Below are 15913 nucleotides of genomic sequence, written 5' to 3'. Positions count from 1 at the left end.
AAATTAATTTCTATAATTAGTAAGACATCTTTCATTTTGTGATAAATGATTAACTACTTATTTATTTCATTTTTTGATTCTCTTATTTTTCTGGATATTAATAACTAATTATTACTGCACATCTAATTATCAAAAAAAATGCTCTCTATAAATAAAACAGAGGGTATTTTGCCTTACAAAACTTTGATATTTTAGTAGTTATAAATTAAGAAAACTCAATAATAATAAATCAAAAAACGAATAAATATCACAAAAAGTACGATATGATAAAAACAAACAACTTAACTAAAAAATATGGCGACTTTACCGCTCTGGACAATTTAAATATAGAAATAAAAAAAGGAGAAATATTCTGCCTTCTTGGAGCCAATGGCGCAGGTAAATCAACAACTATAAACTTACTATTAAACTTTATTACTCCATCGTCGGGAGAAGCTTTTATTAATGACCTAGATGTTAATAAGAACACTAAAAAAACAAAATCTTTTTTAACCTATATTCCTGAAAACTTAATGCTATACCCTGCTTTAACAGCAGTAGAAAACTTAGATTATTTTTTAGGTATAGGTGGCTATAAGTTTTCTAAAATAGAATTAGAGTTCTTTTTAGATGAAGCAGGATTACAACAAGAAGCATATCATAAACGCACTCAGTATTTCTCTAAAGGGATGAGACAAAAAATAGGTATTGCTTTAGCTATTGCTAAAGACGCTAAAGTTTTATTATTAGATGAACCCACTTCTGGTTTAGACCCTAAATCTAGTAACGAATTTGGTGTACTTCTAAAAAAAATGAAATCAGACAATGTAGCTACATTAATGGCTACACACGATATATTTAGAGCTAAAGAAATAGGTACTCATATTGGTATAATGAAACAGGGAAAACTAAAACATTATTTCTCAAGTGAAGACATTTCTCTTCAAGATTTGGAGAAATTATATTTAGAAACAATGACTTTAAAAGAAGAGACAGTATGATTTATCACATAATAAAAAAAGAACTTAAAGAAATTTTAAGAGATGGTCGTTTTAAAATTTCTTTAAGTATTGTTTTAGTATTGTTGGTTATAGCTCTATTAATTACTGCTAAACAATATGAAACTACAAATATTCAATATAATGAAGCTAAAAACAGTGAACGTAATGCTTGGGATTCTCAAGGGGAAAAAAATCCACATTCGGCTGCTCATTATGGTAATTATGTTTTCAAACCAAAATCTCCATTATCTCTTATCGATCAAGGAGTAGACAAATACACAGGTATATCTATTTTTTTAGAAGCACATAGTAGAAACCAAGCACAATTTAGTAATGCTTCTGATCAAACAGCTTTATCTCGCTTTGGAGAATTAACTGTAGACTTTATTTTATTATACATACTTCCTTTAATTACTATTTTAATTGGTTACAACAGTTTCACAAAAGAAATTGAAGGTAATACAGTTTACATATTAAAAAGTCAAGGAATTGTTGGATGGAAATTATTGTTAGGAAAATGGTTTGCTACCTTGATACCTTCTGTTACAATCACTACATTTTTATTTTTACTAGGTGGTATTATTTTATCAAGCATTGAAAATTATGGTGTTTTTAACTGGTCAGCTTTTGGCACTTTATATCTTATATATATCACCTATTATTTAATTTTCACCAATATTACATTACTAATTTCCTCATTAGCAAAAAAATCAGGAATCTCTTTAGTTATTAATTTATCTTTTTGGGTATTAGCTTGTTTTATAGCCCCAAAAGTTGCGAGTAATTTAGCAGATACAAAATATCCATACCCTACACATCAAGAATTTTCAAAGAGAATTTCAGAAGAAAACAAAAAAGGCTTAGATGGCCATAATCCTTGGAATAAAGAAGCAAAAAAGCTTGAAAAAGAAGTTCTTAAAAAATATAATGTTGACAGCGTACATAAACTTCCATTTAATTATAGTGCCTATAGAATGCAAAAAGGAGAAGAATATCAAGCGAAAGTATATGAAAAGCATTATGATTATTTAAATGAACAAGCTAAAAATCAAGATGGAATTTATAAATCATTAGCGATTATTTCTCCGTTTCTTCCCACACGTTTTCTATCAATGGCTGTAGCAAAAACTGATTATCAAAATCATTGGAATTTTGCAGAATCTGCAGAAAAATATAGAGTTGAAACACAACGTTTTTTAAATGGAACTACTGAGAAAAATTCAAAATATGGAGAACGATACGTTGCTCCTGCAAATACTTGGAGTAAACTACCAAAATTTAAATATCAAGCTACAACATTTTCAACTGTGCTTCAAAAGAACACATTCTTGTTTTTAATACTTGCATTATGGTTTTCGTTTACTGCTATAGTATTAATATTCACTAATAAAACCTATTAAAATGTTTATACATAATTTTAAATACGAATTAAAGATATTACTCCGTAGTAAATGGCTCTTGTTACTTTTTTTTACTATGCTTACTATCATTCTTTTTGCTGGTTATAATGGGAAACAAAAAGTAGACAAACGATTTTCAGACATTGAAAAAGCGTATAGTGCAGTAAAAAAGAAAGATTCAAAAATGTTAAAGGTCTTAGATTCACTAGAAAAAGGATTTGAAACTAGTGTAAGGTCATGGGCAAAACCAACTAGGCCAATGCATATTGGATATTCTTTTCCAAGAGTAGCAGCAATGCCTCCTCAAGCCTTAACTTTTATATCGACTGGGCAAAGTGACTTGTTTACGCATTATGTACAACCAAAAGCCTATGGTGACAGTTTTTTATTTAATTATGCTGAATTATCCAACCCAATTCAATTGCTTTTTGGAAGTTTCGATTTATCTTTTGTTATTATATACATACTCCCTCTCATTGTTATTGCTTTTAGTTATAATATATTCTCCTCAGAAAAAGAATCTGGGTCATTAAAATTATTAGCCTCTCAACCAGTTTCAATGTTTACTTGGATTTTACAAAAAATTGGTTTGCGATTTCTTTGGTTAACCTTAATTACACTCGTTATTTTAACCATCACTTTTGTAATTAATGAATTTGATTTTTCAACAAACTTTATAGCTTATATCAATACTCTTTTACTGGTTATAGCTTATATCCTTTTTTGGTTTGTTGTAGTCTTATTTATAAACATATTTATCAATAACTCAGCAAAAAACGCTGTAAGTTTATTAGCAGTTTGGGTATTTATAATTTTGATAATTCCAGCTATAATTGGTCAACTTAGTAATGTTTTTTATCCCATTCCTTCAAGATCAAAATTAATAAGTGAGGTAAGAGAACTAAAAGATAAAGTTTCTAAAAAACAAGATAAAATTTTAGATAATTATTTAAGAGACCATCCGGAATATGCAAGCAATGACTCTTCAAAAAACTACTCTTTTTGGCATAAATACATGGCTTCTCAAGATTTAGTTGAAGATGAATTAAAACCTTTAATAACCTCTTACGATGTTCAATTAGAACAGCAACAGAGATGGATACAAAGGTGGCAATACAGTTCCCCTGCTATAATTTTACAAGAAGCTTTTAATAACTTAGCAGGAACATCAACCTTACACTATCAAAATTACAGAAAACAAACCAGTTCTTTTACTAAAGAATGGCGTAACTTCTTTGTTCCTTTATTATATAAAAATGAAAAATTTAGCACAAACCTATACTCTAAGCTTCCAAGCTTTGAATACAAAGCTCCAAAATCTTTTTCTATATTAATAAAGCTAATTTCATTATGTCTATTTTCTCTATTCTTCATAAGTATAGCATGGATTAATTTTAAAAATAAATTAAAAAAAGGAACACTAATTAGTAATTAAAAAAAATGTCTATCACTTTTTTGTGATAGACATTTTTCATTTATTCTTTTCTTCAATCCACTTACTCATGTATTTTGTAGCTTGTAAAGTTTGATGCTGTAATAGATTTCCTAGAAAATTTTTATTACGGTGGTCTACAATATTTTTTTGAAGTATTTTTATTTGATATATAAAAGGTTGACTAATTTTATCTTTATCATATATTGAGTTAATAATATCAATTCCATTAGTCTGGAAACTTTTCCAAAGTTTTTCATTAGTATATAATTCAATAGCTTTTTTTAAAAACTGATCAAGATCATCTTCTATAAAGCCATTCCAAGGTAAGTTTCCATGCATCCCTTCGGCTCCAATTTTTGTTGTTACACTAGGAGTTCCACATATCATTGCTTCTGTTAACTTTCCTTTAATGCCAGCACCAAATCGTAATGGTACTAATATTACTCTTGCTTTATTTACTACTTCTAGTGCATTTTTTGCAAATCCTTTTACTATAAAACCTTCTTTTGGTTTATGTAATTGATTTATTTGTTGGGTAGCATAAGCACCATAAATGTGAACTTCTACTTCAGGTAATTTCTTTCGTATATCCTTCCAAATTGATTTTAGTTGTAAAACAGCATCTACATTTGGAGCATGAAAGAAATTCCCTATAAAAACAAAATCTTTTCGCTTTTCATAAGGCTTCCAATTTTCAATAACATATCGATCTATTTTAGGAAGTAAAAAAGGAAGGTGATATAACAACTCTTTATCAATTTTAAACACGTCTATTAATAATTTCATTTCATATAATGAAATTATTATACTTAAATCACATCTTAAAATAGAGGCTATTTCTCGTTTAGCATCATCTGAAGTCAATAATGATTCATTAGTAAATATTTCATTTCTTTTTAGTTTATTATGACGTGTTTTACGTAAAAAATGTAAATCTTCAGTATCTAATACACGTAGCGCTTTAGGACAATTTTCTGCTACACGCCAACCAAATTGCTCTTCCATCATAAAACGATCAAATAGTACAGTAGTAGGATTTAACTTTTGTATAAAATCATCAAATGATGAGTTATTCAACTCAATAGTTTCTTCATTAACTCCTATAGAAGATAAGTCAAAAGCTTTTTCTCCTTTAAGTGATGGTGAAGCAAATGTTATTTTATAATTCTGTTGTAAAAACAACTCTATTAGTTGTAACATTCTAGTACCTGCAGCAGATGAATTTGGCTCTACCCAAACATACCCTATAATAAGAAGATGGTTCATTTTGCAAAAATAGTGGTTTTATATTGACATTCTTTATCTTCTGTTTTAATACTACTCGTCTAAAAACTAATCTTAAACATTCTTCAACAAATCAACAATTATATGTAATTTTGCGGTTATTATTCTGAAAAACAAAACAGATAGCTAGGTAGAAACATAAAATACTAACTAGCAAATACAAAACAATAAAAACACGACTCATGAAATACGATGTAATCGTTATTGGTTCTGGTCCTGGAGGATATATTTCTGCTATCAGAGCTGCTCAATTAGGAAAAAAAGTTGCTATTATAGAAAAATATTCTACTCTAGGTGGTACTTGTTTAAATGTAGGTTGTATACCTTCAAAAGCTTTATTAGATTCTTCTCATCATTACTATGATGCTGTACATCATTTTGAAGAGCATGGAATCTCTGTTGAAAAACCATCTTTCGATTTTGGAAAAATGGTTGCTCGTAAAGCAAATGTAGTTGAAACTACAACAGGTGGAATTAAGTATTTAATGGATAAGAATAACATTGAGGTTTTTGAAGGATTAGGTTCTTTTGAAGATGCTACACATGTTAAAGTTTCAAAAAATGATGGTAGTTCTGAAGTAATTGAAGGAACTAATATTATTATTGCTACAGGTTCAAAACCGTCAACATTACCTTTTATTTCTATTGATAAAGAACGTGTAATAACATCTACTGAAGCTTTAAAATTAAAAGAAGTACCTAAACATTTATTGGTTATAGGTGGTGGTGTAATTGGGTTAGAATTAGGTTCTGTTTATAAGCGTTTAGGTGCTAATGTAACAGTTATTGAATATGCCCCAACAATTACTCCAACTATGGATAAAGATGTTTCTAAAGAACTTACTAAAGTTTTAAAGAAACAAGGAATGAAATTTAATGCGAATCATGGTGTTACTTCTGTTGAAAGAAATGGTGAAGAAGTAATTGTTAAAGCAACTAATAAAAAAGGTGAAGAAGTTACTTTTACAGGTGATTATTGTTTAGTATCTGTTGGTCGTCGTCCATATACCGATGGATTAGCTTTAGAAAAAGCTGGTGTTAAGGTTACTGAAAGAGGAATGGTAGAGGTTAATGACCTTTTACAAACTAATGTTTCTAATATATATGCTATTGGTGATGTTGTTCGTGGAGCGATGTTAGCTCATAAAGCAGAAGAAGAAGGTGTAGTAGTTGCTGAATACTTAGCAGGTCAAAAACCTCATATTGATTATAATTTAATTCCTGGTATTGTTTATACGTGGCCTGAAGTTGCTGCTGTAGGTAAAACTGAACAAGAATTAAAAGATAGCGGAGTTGAATACAAAGCTGGTAAATTTTCTATGCGTGCATTAGGTAGATCTCGTGCTAGTGGAGATACTGATGGTTTTGTAAAAGTTTTAGCTGATAAAAATACAGATGAAATTTTAGGTGTTCATATGGTTGGTGCTCGTGTTGCTGACTTAATTATGGAAGCTGCTGTTGCTATGGAATATAGAGCGTCTGCTGAAGATTTAGCTCGTATTTGTCATGGTCACCCTACATACTCTGAAGCAGTTAAAGAAGCTGCTAAAGCTGCTTGGGATGGTAAGCCTTTAAACGCTTAAAATCAAAAAAAACATAAACAAAAAAGGTATTCTTTAAATAGAATACCTTTTTTTTGTTAATTTTTTACATATATTTAATTTCATTAACTAAACCCCTTCTAAAAATGAAATTATTCAAAACTTTATGTATTCTTTTTACATCTTTAACTCTTTTTTCCCAAAGCTTTGTTGAAAAACAACTTCCTACTCCAGATAATCTAAGTTCCTTATTCATTGGACCACTACTAAAATCAACTATTCATTATGGAGCCAGGCCTAATAACTTTAATGGCAAAGTTATTTTGTTTAACCATGGATACATTGATCTTAACCAGCTTTTTTTCACAAATAACACTTTTTATAAAGAAGCATATAACGAAGGTTATCAAGTTGTATTTGTTGCTACCACAAGAGGTGAAGGTATGTGGGCTAACGGAAAGTTATTAGCCGAATCTATTGATATTATAACTAATAAATATCATGTAAATGATGTATACATTATTGCACATAGTAATGGAGGAAAAGCCTCTGAAGTTGCAATGTATACTCATAAAAAATATAATAAAGTAAAAAAGGTTTTTGCTTTAGGAACACCATATTGGGGTACATATTTAGCAGATATATCACAACAATGGTGGCTAAATTGGTTATGGAAAAAAACGGGATTAAACGAAGGAGGTGCTACTTCAACTACATACTACTGCAGAGATGTTGTTCGTCCATATTTTGACAATCATATAAATAATGAGCCTTCAAAATTTATTATTCTTGGTGGGTCTGGATTTGCTAGAGGACATACACTTTTAGCTCCTTTAATGTTTGCTAGCGGTAGCGTTTTATATTTACATCAGGGTGTAAATGATGGTGTATCACCATACAAAAGTACACTTAGGCCCAATGGAATTTATACATTTAAAAAGAACGAAGCTTATTTAGATCATGTCGATATTGCTTTAGGGCAATATGTATGGAAACATATAAAACCATACTTAAACGAAAACGTTTTAAAAAACACAACACCCAAAAACACTTCTGAATTAGTCAATTACACAAAAACATCAAGTGATTATCAAATTATTAATTCCGAAAATGATTATGACAAAATTATAGCAGATAGAGGCAATACAAATATTAATTTACAAGTATTTCATAAAAACTCATATTCAAACTTCAATTTAAAGTCAACGAAAGGTAGATTATTTCCAAAATTAAGAGAACAAAGCAAAACGAATTCTATAGTTAATTACATGAGTAGTTATAAGCTTAATACATCAAGCTCAACTATTATAAAGGGTAATTCAAAATTTGTCGCTTATGCACATCAAATCAATGGTCCAAAAATGGTTTTTGAAGTTGAAAAAAACAAAAACATATTAAAAGTATCTTTTCTAAATTCAAATACCAACTTTGATGAAATTGAAGTAACTGCTACTATTTCTAAAACTTCTGATTTATTAGGAAATAATACTGAAGAAGAAATTTATTTACAATCGTTTAGCTACCATCAAAAGACAAAACAATTTATACTTGATACATCAATTTTTAAAGAAGGTGTTTATAGTATATATATTAATAGCGAGCATCCAGATTTTACTAGAAATATAGTTTCTGGATTTACAATTGGTACCATTACAAATAATAAAATTAAAGAATTAAACACTCCTAAAGAATTTCTTTTTGACATAAATTTAAACAATAGTATGATTACTAATTCTATAAATATCAAAACTAAAGGGATTACACCTACTCATGGGCTATCAATTAAAATTTACACAATAAATGGTAAATTAATGACAGATAGTACTATGATGGGAAGTAATGGAGCATATAATACTGATACTAGCAATCTTCCTTCAGGGTTATATATAACTACAATAAAATACAAAAGCCATTCTAAAAGTTTTAAAATCATAAAGCAATAATTATTAAAATTAAAACCGAGTATTTATACTCGGTTTTAATTTTTCTCTTACTTAATTAATATCCTTCAATATGAATTCCTAGCCCCTTAGCTATTTCCATCCCTAAATTTCTATCTGCTCTAAACCAATGGCACAGCTGTTTATTTATTATTTCAAGTTTTTTCTCTCCTGAAATTCCACTCATTGCATTTACAATATTTGTAACTGTATCTTTTTGTTCTTTTTTAGACATCAATCTGAATAAATTACCAGGTTGTGTATAATGATCATCATCATTTTCATTACGATCATAATAACCTACTTTCTTTGAATCCAATTCATAGTTTATTCCTTTTCTTGTTGTCTCTAATTCAATATCATCAAAGCTGTTTGGAAAATAATTTGGCGAATTCCCGCCATTATCATCAAAACGCATTGAACCATCTCTATGGTAATTATTTACCATATATGGGCACTTATTTACTGGTAAAGCATCATAGTTTACACCTATGCGATAACGGTGAGCATCAGGATAGGCCAAAATACGCCCTTGAAGCATTTTATCTGGCGAAAAACCAATACCATCAACTAAGTTTGAAGGAGCAAAAGCCGATTGTTCTACATGAGCAAAATAATTATTTGGATTTTCATTTAACTCTATTACACCAACATCTATTAAAGGAAAAGAAGCATGAGGCCATACTTTAGTAACATCAAAAGGGTTCCATTTAAATTTCACTGCTTCATCATTTGTCATAATTTGAATTTTCAAAGCATACTTTGGATACTCTCCATTATCAATAGCTTCTACTAAATCTCTTTGCGCATAATCTGGATCTTTTCCTTTTAATTCAGTTGCTTTATCATCGCTTAAGTTTTTGATACCCTGCATTGTTTTATAATGAAATTTCACATAAAATCTTTCATTATTATCATTTACTAAAGAGAAGGTATGACTACCATACCCATTCATAAATCGATAACCATCTGGAGTTCCTCTGTTACTCATTAAAATAAGTACTTGGTGTAGACTTTCTGGATTTAAAGACCAATAATCCCACATCATAGTGGCTGACTTGCAGTTAGTATAAGGATCGCGCTTTTGGGTGTGTATAAAGTCTGGAAACTTTTTAGGATCCTTAATAAAGAAAACCGGAGTATTATTTCCTACTAAGTCCCAATTACCATCTTCAGTATAAAACTTTATAGCAAATCCCCTAGGATCTCTTTCTGTATCTGCTGATCCTTTTTCTCCTCCAACAGTAGAAAAACGTACAAATAGCTTCGTTTGTTTACCTACTTCATTAAATAACTTAGCTCTTGTATATTTGGTAATGTCATTTGTTACCGTAAAAGTACCATACGCTCCTGAGCCTTTAGCATGAACTATTCTCTCAGGAATTCTCTCTCTATTAAAATGAGCTAATTTCTCATGTAAAAAATAATCTTGTAATAATAACGGACCTCTTTTTCCAATACTTTGAGTATCCTCATAATGATATAAAGGTGCTCCTGACTCTGTTGTTAATTTTCTTTTTTTACTCATTATTATCTGTGTTTTGTTTTTGTAAACATATAAAAAAACACACTATAATAAAAATTGATAGTTTTTATGTTAAAATAATTAAAAACTATTCAATAGTTTAAACAATAAAAAAAACCGAGTTTTATAACTCGGTTTCTTACTATAAATAGGATTATATATTATTGTTGAATACCATAGAAGCTTCCAACACTATCATTTATATCTGCAGCTTTTTTAACAGCTTCATACATTTGAAATGTTTTATTTTTTCTATTATTTGCTATTCTCTTTCTATAAGTGTCATAGTTAGGTAACGCAGTAGGTAATTCTTTCTTTTCAGTAACGAAAGCATAAACACCTCTATCTCCAACTACTTTAGTATATACTTTATTTTCTTTTGCATTGATCATTGCACCTATAATTTTAGGTTCATAACCTACACCTGAAAGACTAGGAGATTGTAAATTTACATCTACTGCGCCTCTAATTGTTTGACCTGATGATTTTGCAATATCTTCTAAAGTAGCACCACTCATTTTGCTCGAAATCATTTCTGCTTTCTTTTCATTTAGAATTATAGGGCGTACACTTTGTACAGCTTTATCAACTGACATTAATCCTTTAGATGTTTTATCAGTTAACATAACTACAACATATCCTCCATCTACATCAAATCTCTTAAAGTTACCTACTTCAACATCTTTTCCAAATGCCCAAGTTATAATTGCTCTTTCATTACCTATTCCAGGTACATTTTCATCTAAAACTTTTAATCCAACAGCTGGTAAAGAAGTTAAACTCTTTTCTTTAACTAAATCGATATATTTTTTACCATTAGTTAAATTTAATGCAAATGTCTCAGCATTTTGAAAAATGGTATTTTCAGTTGCTTCAGAAGCTTCAATCTTTTTTCCGAAAGTTGCTAATTTCATTGCTGGTTGAAAATTTTTCTGATCTTCAATTTTAATAATATGGAAACCAAAAACAGTTTTTACTACTCCCATATCTCCTTTTTTCCCTTCAAAAGCAAAATCTCTAAATTCAGGAACCATTCTGTTATATCCAAACCAATCATAAAAACCTCCTTTATCAGCAGATCCTTTATCAGAAGAAAGTTCTTTAGCTAAATCTTCAAATTTAGAAGAGTCTGCCTTTAAAACAGTTAATAAACTATCAGCCATTATCTTAGCATCCGCTTCATTTTTAGTTGGCTCATATCCACTTGGGTTTGCACCTATAAAAGGGATTAAAATATGTCTTGATTGAACTGAATCAGGCAATTGTGTAATTTTAGTAATTTTAGATAATTTGAAGTAATCATTATCTTTATAAGGTCCAAAAACTTCACCTTCTTTACCTTCAAAAAGCTTATCAGCTATTCCTTGAGGAACTTGAGCTTTAAATTTAAAATTATCATCAAGTGAAATATCAGATTTAGCATCTTCTAAAAAAGCAACATAATCTGTAGTGTTCTTTAGGCCTTTTAATATGTTTCTATTATTAGGATCTTCAGAATCTTCGATTAACTTAGCCACTTCAGCTCTTAATGCTTCTTCATCTTCTAATGTTGGAACAATATCAAACTTCACAAATTTAACATCTCTTGAAGCTTCAACTTGATATTGATTTTTATGACTCTCAATATATGCTTTAACATCACTCTTTTTTACAGTTACTGTACTATCAGCAATTGAAGTATAAGGAACATATACATACTTTCCAGAAACTTTAGTATTTTCAGTTAAATATTGTCCTTCTCCTTCTTTTAGAGAAGCACCTAAACCTGAAGATACTAAATTATCATAAGTAGTCTTCTCCAAATTGTCTCTTAAAGAAACCATGTAGTTTTGCCAAGCTCTCCACTCATCATTATTTGCATCTTTTATAGTTGCTAAATGTTCTTTCAATTTACTTTTATCAAAAATTCCAGAAGTTTGAAACCTTTGATCACCTTGAACTGTAGGTGAATCAAATAAAGCTTGCATAATATCAGCTTCTCCAACTGTTATACCCGCTTCCTCTAATTGAGATTTGTATATTTTTTGACGTAATAAATTATTCCAAACAGTTTTAGCTGCTTGCATTTCAGAAACTCTATTACCAGTTTGCTTTTTATATGCATCTAAGGCTTCTGCAAATTCTTGACGAGAAATACTTTCTCCATTTACATCTCCTACTTCGTTTACTTTACTTGCATTAAAAAAATCTGATATTGTAGATGGGTCTAATACAAATGCAAAAAGTGCTAAACCAATAACAAGAATTAAGAACATTGAACGTTCTCTAATTTTCGATAAAATTGCCATACGTCATTTTATTTTATTAACAGTGTGCGAAAATACAATTTCACATTTAATAATGCAATGTTTTTTTAGCTGTTTTAGAGTAAGTTTACTTATATGTAATAATTATTCTTCTTTCTCTAATACTTTAAAATGAATCACATCTATTTTTGACGTACTAACTTTTAAAATTTTAATTTGAAATTTACCGGTGTGTAAAACCTCGTCCTGTTCAGGAATATTTTCGGTATGATTAATTATAAAGCCACCTAAAGTTTCATAGGCCTCTTCTTTTGGTATATCTAAATTATACTCTTCATTTAAATAATCAACTTCAAGTCTTGCAGAAAAATTATATTCATTATCACTTATTCTTTCTTCAAGAAGCTCTTGATTATCATGTTCATCTTCAATCTCTCCAAATAATTCTTCGACTACATCTTCTACTGTTATTATTCCAGAGGTACCTCCATATTCATCAACAACAATAGCTATACTTTTTCTTTTTTTTATTAATGAATTTAAAACATCATTAATAATCATAGATTCAGGTACAAACTCAACAGGTAATAGTATTGATTTAATTGTTCTAGGCTTTTTAAACAATTCAAAAGCATTTACATACCCTAAAATATCATCTAAAGAATTTTTATATACTAGTACCTTAGATAATCCTGTTTCAATAAACAACTCTCTTAAATTCACTACCGAATCATGTATATCTATAGCAATTATCTCAGTTCGAGGCACCATTATTTCTCTTGCTTTAACTTTGTGAAACTCTAAAGCGTTTTGAAAAATTTGGATTTCAGAATCAATTTTTTCTTGGTTACTCCCACCATCTAACTGTTCAGATATATAATTACCTAACTCTTCTTTACTAAATTCTGTTTGCTTTTCATTTTCTGTCGTTTTAAAAAAAACTTGTAAACAAAAATCAGAAATTTTAGTAATTACCCATGTAATTATATAAAAAATTAAATAGAAAAAATAAGCCGGTATAGCAAATACTTTGAGCATTTCATTAGCATAGATTCTAAAAATAGCTTTTGGTAAAAACTCAGCGGTAACAAGTATAATAATCGTTGATATAACTGTTTGAGTTAACAAACTAATGTCTATTAAAATATAACTTAGTATAATACTATCTGAAGGTAAAAATGTTTGAAACCAATTCATTAAAAGCTTACCCATAAAATAGCTATAAATAACTAAAGCAACATTATTACCAACCAACATAGTTGTTATAAACTTTGAAGATTTCTCAGTTATTTTTGCCAGAATTTTAGGTAAAACTCCTTCTCTCTTTTTTTCTAATTCAATATGTAATTTATTTGCGGAAACAAATGCAATTTCCATACCTGAAAAAAAAGCAGATAATAAAATTGACACTAAAATTATTATAATATCAAATTGCATTTAATTCGTTTTTTTCTATTACTAATTACACCTAATTTTGTTTGTTTCTACTTTCAACTTTTCTTCTAAAATAACGTTTAAAAAAGAAAATAAGTGTTATAAAAACACCAAAACCAAACATAATAAGTGCTTGTTCTTTATCTGTGCTCCATTTAATAAAACCCTCTATAAAAAAAATGATTCCTACAACTAAGTATCCGTATTGTATATATTTCCAAAGTGTGTTCATTATAAATCGTCGTCTTTAGTTTCTACTTCTCCTGTAATATCTTTTGCTACCCATTTCGATAAATCTTGTCTAGATTCAAACCCAAAACCATTAATAATACTGGTTTCTGTAGTTAAACGAAAACCATCTTCTGTAAACAAATACTTTTCATTTTGATCCCAAAAAAGCTGATTGGTTTCTAATTTAGAGTTATCTGCATGATTTATAATTACAACATTATCTCTTATTTCAGAAATTCTTGTTTTATTATAAGTTAACGCAAAATCACCTATGATAGTTGTTGAGTCACCATTTTTTTCAATAGTTATAATTTTGATTCCCTTAGGGAATTTATTGTAGGGGTGTTCTTTCCTATTTGTGAAATCTTGTAATAATGGTGTAATTAATTTTGAAGTAATTCTACCAGAATCTTTATATACATGGTAAATATCCTTACCAATGGCAATAGGTAAATTTTTATCTGCTAAAAAATCTTGCACTTCTTTTTTACTATTAGTACAAGAAAAAAACATTGCTATCAACCCAATGATAGCAATGCTTTTATATATGTTATATTTAATAACTTTCATGTATTTAATTATGGTATACGAACAGTTTCACCTATCCAACATCCTATTTTATGAGACATCCCTGAAGATACACCTTTTTGAAAAATTAACTTCTTAGATGGTACTAGTTTTTTATAACTAGAAATATATCTACCAGCTCCACATCCTGGATCAACTCTTTTTGCTTTTAATGCCTTATTTAATGCTGCAACATATACCATTCTTTTTTCAAACTCGTCACTTCCACAAGAATTAGCACTTTTTTGATATAAACTAGCAATATATAAATATGCTTTACCCATATTTGGATTATACTTTAATGCTTCGTAAGCCAAAGCTCTTGCTCTTGAGCCTCTAGCTCCTTGTGCTTCTCTTAATTTTAATCTAGCTTTTTTCAATGGATCAGTTTCTAAATCAAAAGCTTTCTTTCTCATTTGAGCAGCTCCTTTTTTATCTCCATTGTTATCTAATACTCCAGCAATAAAGTTAAATGCGTCAGCAGATTGTGTTGCATCAGCATAAGCTTTTGCTAATGTTTCAAATAATGGATCAGTCTGACACCCTTTATTATACATTCTTGACACAGATCTTTTTAACCAAACTCCATTTGTTTTATTTGCATCAAAATCTCTTTTGTAAATAGGTATTAATCTTTCACAAGTAGCTATTTCAGAAATCATAGCATCAAGACCACCTTCTACTTTCCCTAATGATCCAGAATTTATTGTATAAGCTTTTAACCTCTTTTTTTCTTTACTATCTATTGTACCTGCTTCTTCTTTAGCTTGTAATTTAGCTATTTTAACATTATAATCATCTAATTTTTCTTGAACAGATTCAATTACATCATCATAAGTATCAAATACTTTTTGAGGATCAGTATCTTTATATTTTTCAGTGATACCTGTAAAATATCTAAAGATATTTTTAACACTCATCTCTTTAGGTGAAATTTTATAGGCCTTTTCTAAAATTAAAAAAACCTCATCACTAGACGCTAACTTATGCTTAATCAAATACTTTGCATACTCACTATGCGCTTTTGCAGCTCCTTTATTAGGAAAATTAACAAGTCTACCTTCATAAATTTTCTTAGCTAAAGTATGATCATTAGTCCTGTTAGCTATTTTCGCTCCTAATTTGTAGATATTAACTGATAATTTAGAGCAGTTAGTAAGTAAATATTCTAAATCTACCTTAGCCTCAGCATATTTTTTAGTAACATAATTACCTTTAAATAAGTTATACTTTATGTTACATTCTTGACTAGCCTGCGCTTTAACAACATTTACGGCTACAAACAAAAACATCCCTGTTAGTAAATACGTAATTTTTTTCATCATTTAAT

12 protein-coding genes are annotated in these 15913 nt (G+C 29.1%); 5 read left to right on the top strand and 7 right to left on the bottom strand.

Annotated elements, in window-relative coordinates; all coding sequences use genetic code 11:
• Window positions 1-263 precede the first annotated feature (263 nt).
• The 3 genes from BLV71_RS10280 to BLV71_RS10270 are packed head-to-tail and all read left to right on the top strand — an operon-like array spanning window position 264 to window position 3815.
• Window positions 264-980 carry an ABC transporter ATP-binding protein gene (locus BLV71_RS10280; protein ID WP_093870462.1) on the top strand — a complete coding sequence of 239 codons (717 nt, stop codon included), beginning with the start codon at window positions 264-266 and terminating at the stop codon, window positions 978-980.
• Window positions 977-2380, top strand: a complete 1404-nt coding sequence (locus BLV71_RS10275) for a DUF3526 domain-containing protein (RefSeq protein WP_093870461.1) — start codon at window positions 977-979, stop codon at window positions 2378-2380. Before BLV71_RS10280 ends, BLV71_RS10275 begins: the two co-directional genes overlap by 4 nt.
• 1 nt (window position 2381) lies before the next feature.
• Entirely contained in the window at window positions 2382-3815 is a 1434-nt protein-coding gene (locus BLV71_RS10270) for a DUF3526 domain-containing protein (RefSeq protein WP_093870460.1), read from the top strand.
• Window positions 3816-3851: 36 nt separating this feature from the next.
• Here the strand turns inward: BLV71_RS10270 and BLV71_RS10265 are convergent, their stop codons facing one another.
• The gene (locus tag BLV71_RS10265; protein WP_255405154.1) at window positions 3852-5081 is read right to left on the bottom strand and encodes a glycosyltransferase; all 1230 of its coding nucleotides are present in this window, start codon (window positions 5079-5081) and stop codon (window positions 3852-3854) included.
• 200 nt (window positions 5082-5281) lie between these two features.
• On the opposite strand from BLV71_RS10265, the gene lpdA reads away from it, so the two are divergent.
• Together lpdA and BLV71_RS10255 are read left to right on the top strand one after the other, a co-directional pair.
• A complete protein-coding gene (gene lpdA, locus BLV71_RS10260; protein WP_093870459.1) occupies window positions 5282-6682 on the top strand; it encodes a dihydrolipoyl dehydrogenase in 1401 nt (466 codons plus the stop codon).
• Between the two features lie 104 nt (window positions 6683-6786).
• The gene (locus tag BLV71_RS10255; RefSeq protein ID WP_093870458.1) at window positions 6787-8583 is read left to right on the top strand and encodes a T9SS type A sorting domain-containing protein; all 1797 of its coding nucleotides are present in this window, start codon (window positions 6787-6789) and stop codon (window positions 8581-8583) included.
• 55 nt (window positions 8584-8638) lie between these two features.
• Here the strand turns inward: BLV71_RS10255 and BLV71_RS10250 are convergent, their stop codons facing one another.
• From BLV71_RS10250 to BLV71_RS10225, 6 genes are all read right to left on the bottom strand, one after another.
• Window positions 8639-10108, bottom strand: a complete 1470-nt coding sequence (locus BLV71_RS10250; protein WP_093870457.1) for a catalase — start codon at window positions 10106-10108, stop codon at window positions 8639-8641.
• Window positions 10109-10266: 158 nt separating this feature from the next.
• On the bottom strand, window positions 10267-12393 hold the full coding sequence (locus BLV71_RS10245; RefSeq protein ID WP_093870456.1) for a peptidylprolyl isomerase: 2127 nt from the start codon (window positions 12391-12393) through the stop codon (window positions 10267-10269).
• A 102-nt stretch (window positions 12394-12495) separates the two neighbouring features.
• On the bottom strand, window positions 12496-13788 hold the full coding sequence (locus BLV71_RS10240; RefSeq protein ID WP_093870455.1) for a hemolysin family protein: 1293 nt from the start codon (window positions 13786-13788) through the stop codon (window positions 12496-12498).
• Window positions 13789-13819: 31 nt separating this feature from the next.
• Window positions 13820-14017, bottom strand: a complete 198-nt coding sequence (locus BLV71_RS10235; RefSeq protein WP_093870454.1) for a hypothetical protein — start codon at window positions 14015-14017, stop codon at window positions 13820-13822.
• Window positions 14017-14586, bottom strand: a complete 570-nt coding sequence (gene lptC / locus BLV71_RS10230) for an LPS export ABC transporter periplasmic protein LptC (protein ID WP_093870453.1) — start codon at window positions 14584-14586, stop codon at window positions 14017-14019. Before lptC ends, BLV71_RS10235 begins: the two co-directional genes overlap by 1 nt.
• Window positions 14587-14594: 8 nt before the next feature.
• On the bottom strand, window positions 14595-15908 hold the full coding sequence (locus tag BLV71_RS10225) for a tetratricopeptide repeat protein (protein ID WP_255405153.1): 1314 nt from the start codon (window positions 15906-15908) through the stop codon (window positions 14595-14597).
• Window positions 15909-15913: the final 5 nt, after the last annotated feature.

Source organism: Tenacibaculum sp. MAR_2010_89, from assembly GCF_900105985.1.
GTDB lineage: Bacteria > Bacteroidota > Bacteroidia > Flavobacteriales > Flavobacteriaceae > Polaribacter > Polaribacter halocynthiae.
The sequence above is the reverse complement of the archived record's forward strand: the minus strand, read 5'-3'. Positions and strand labels throughout refer to the sequence as shown.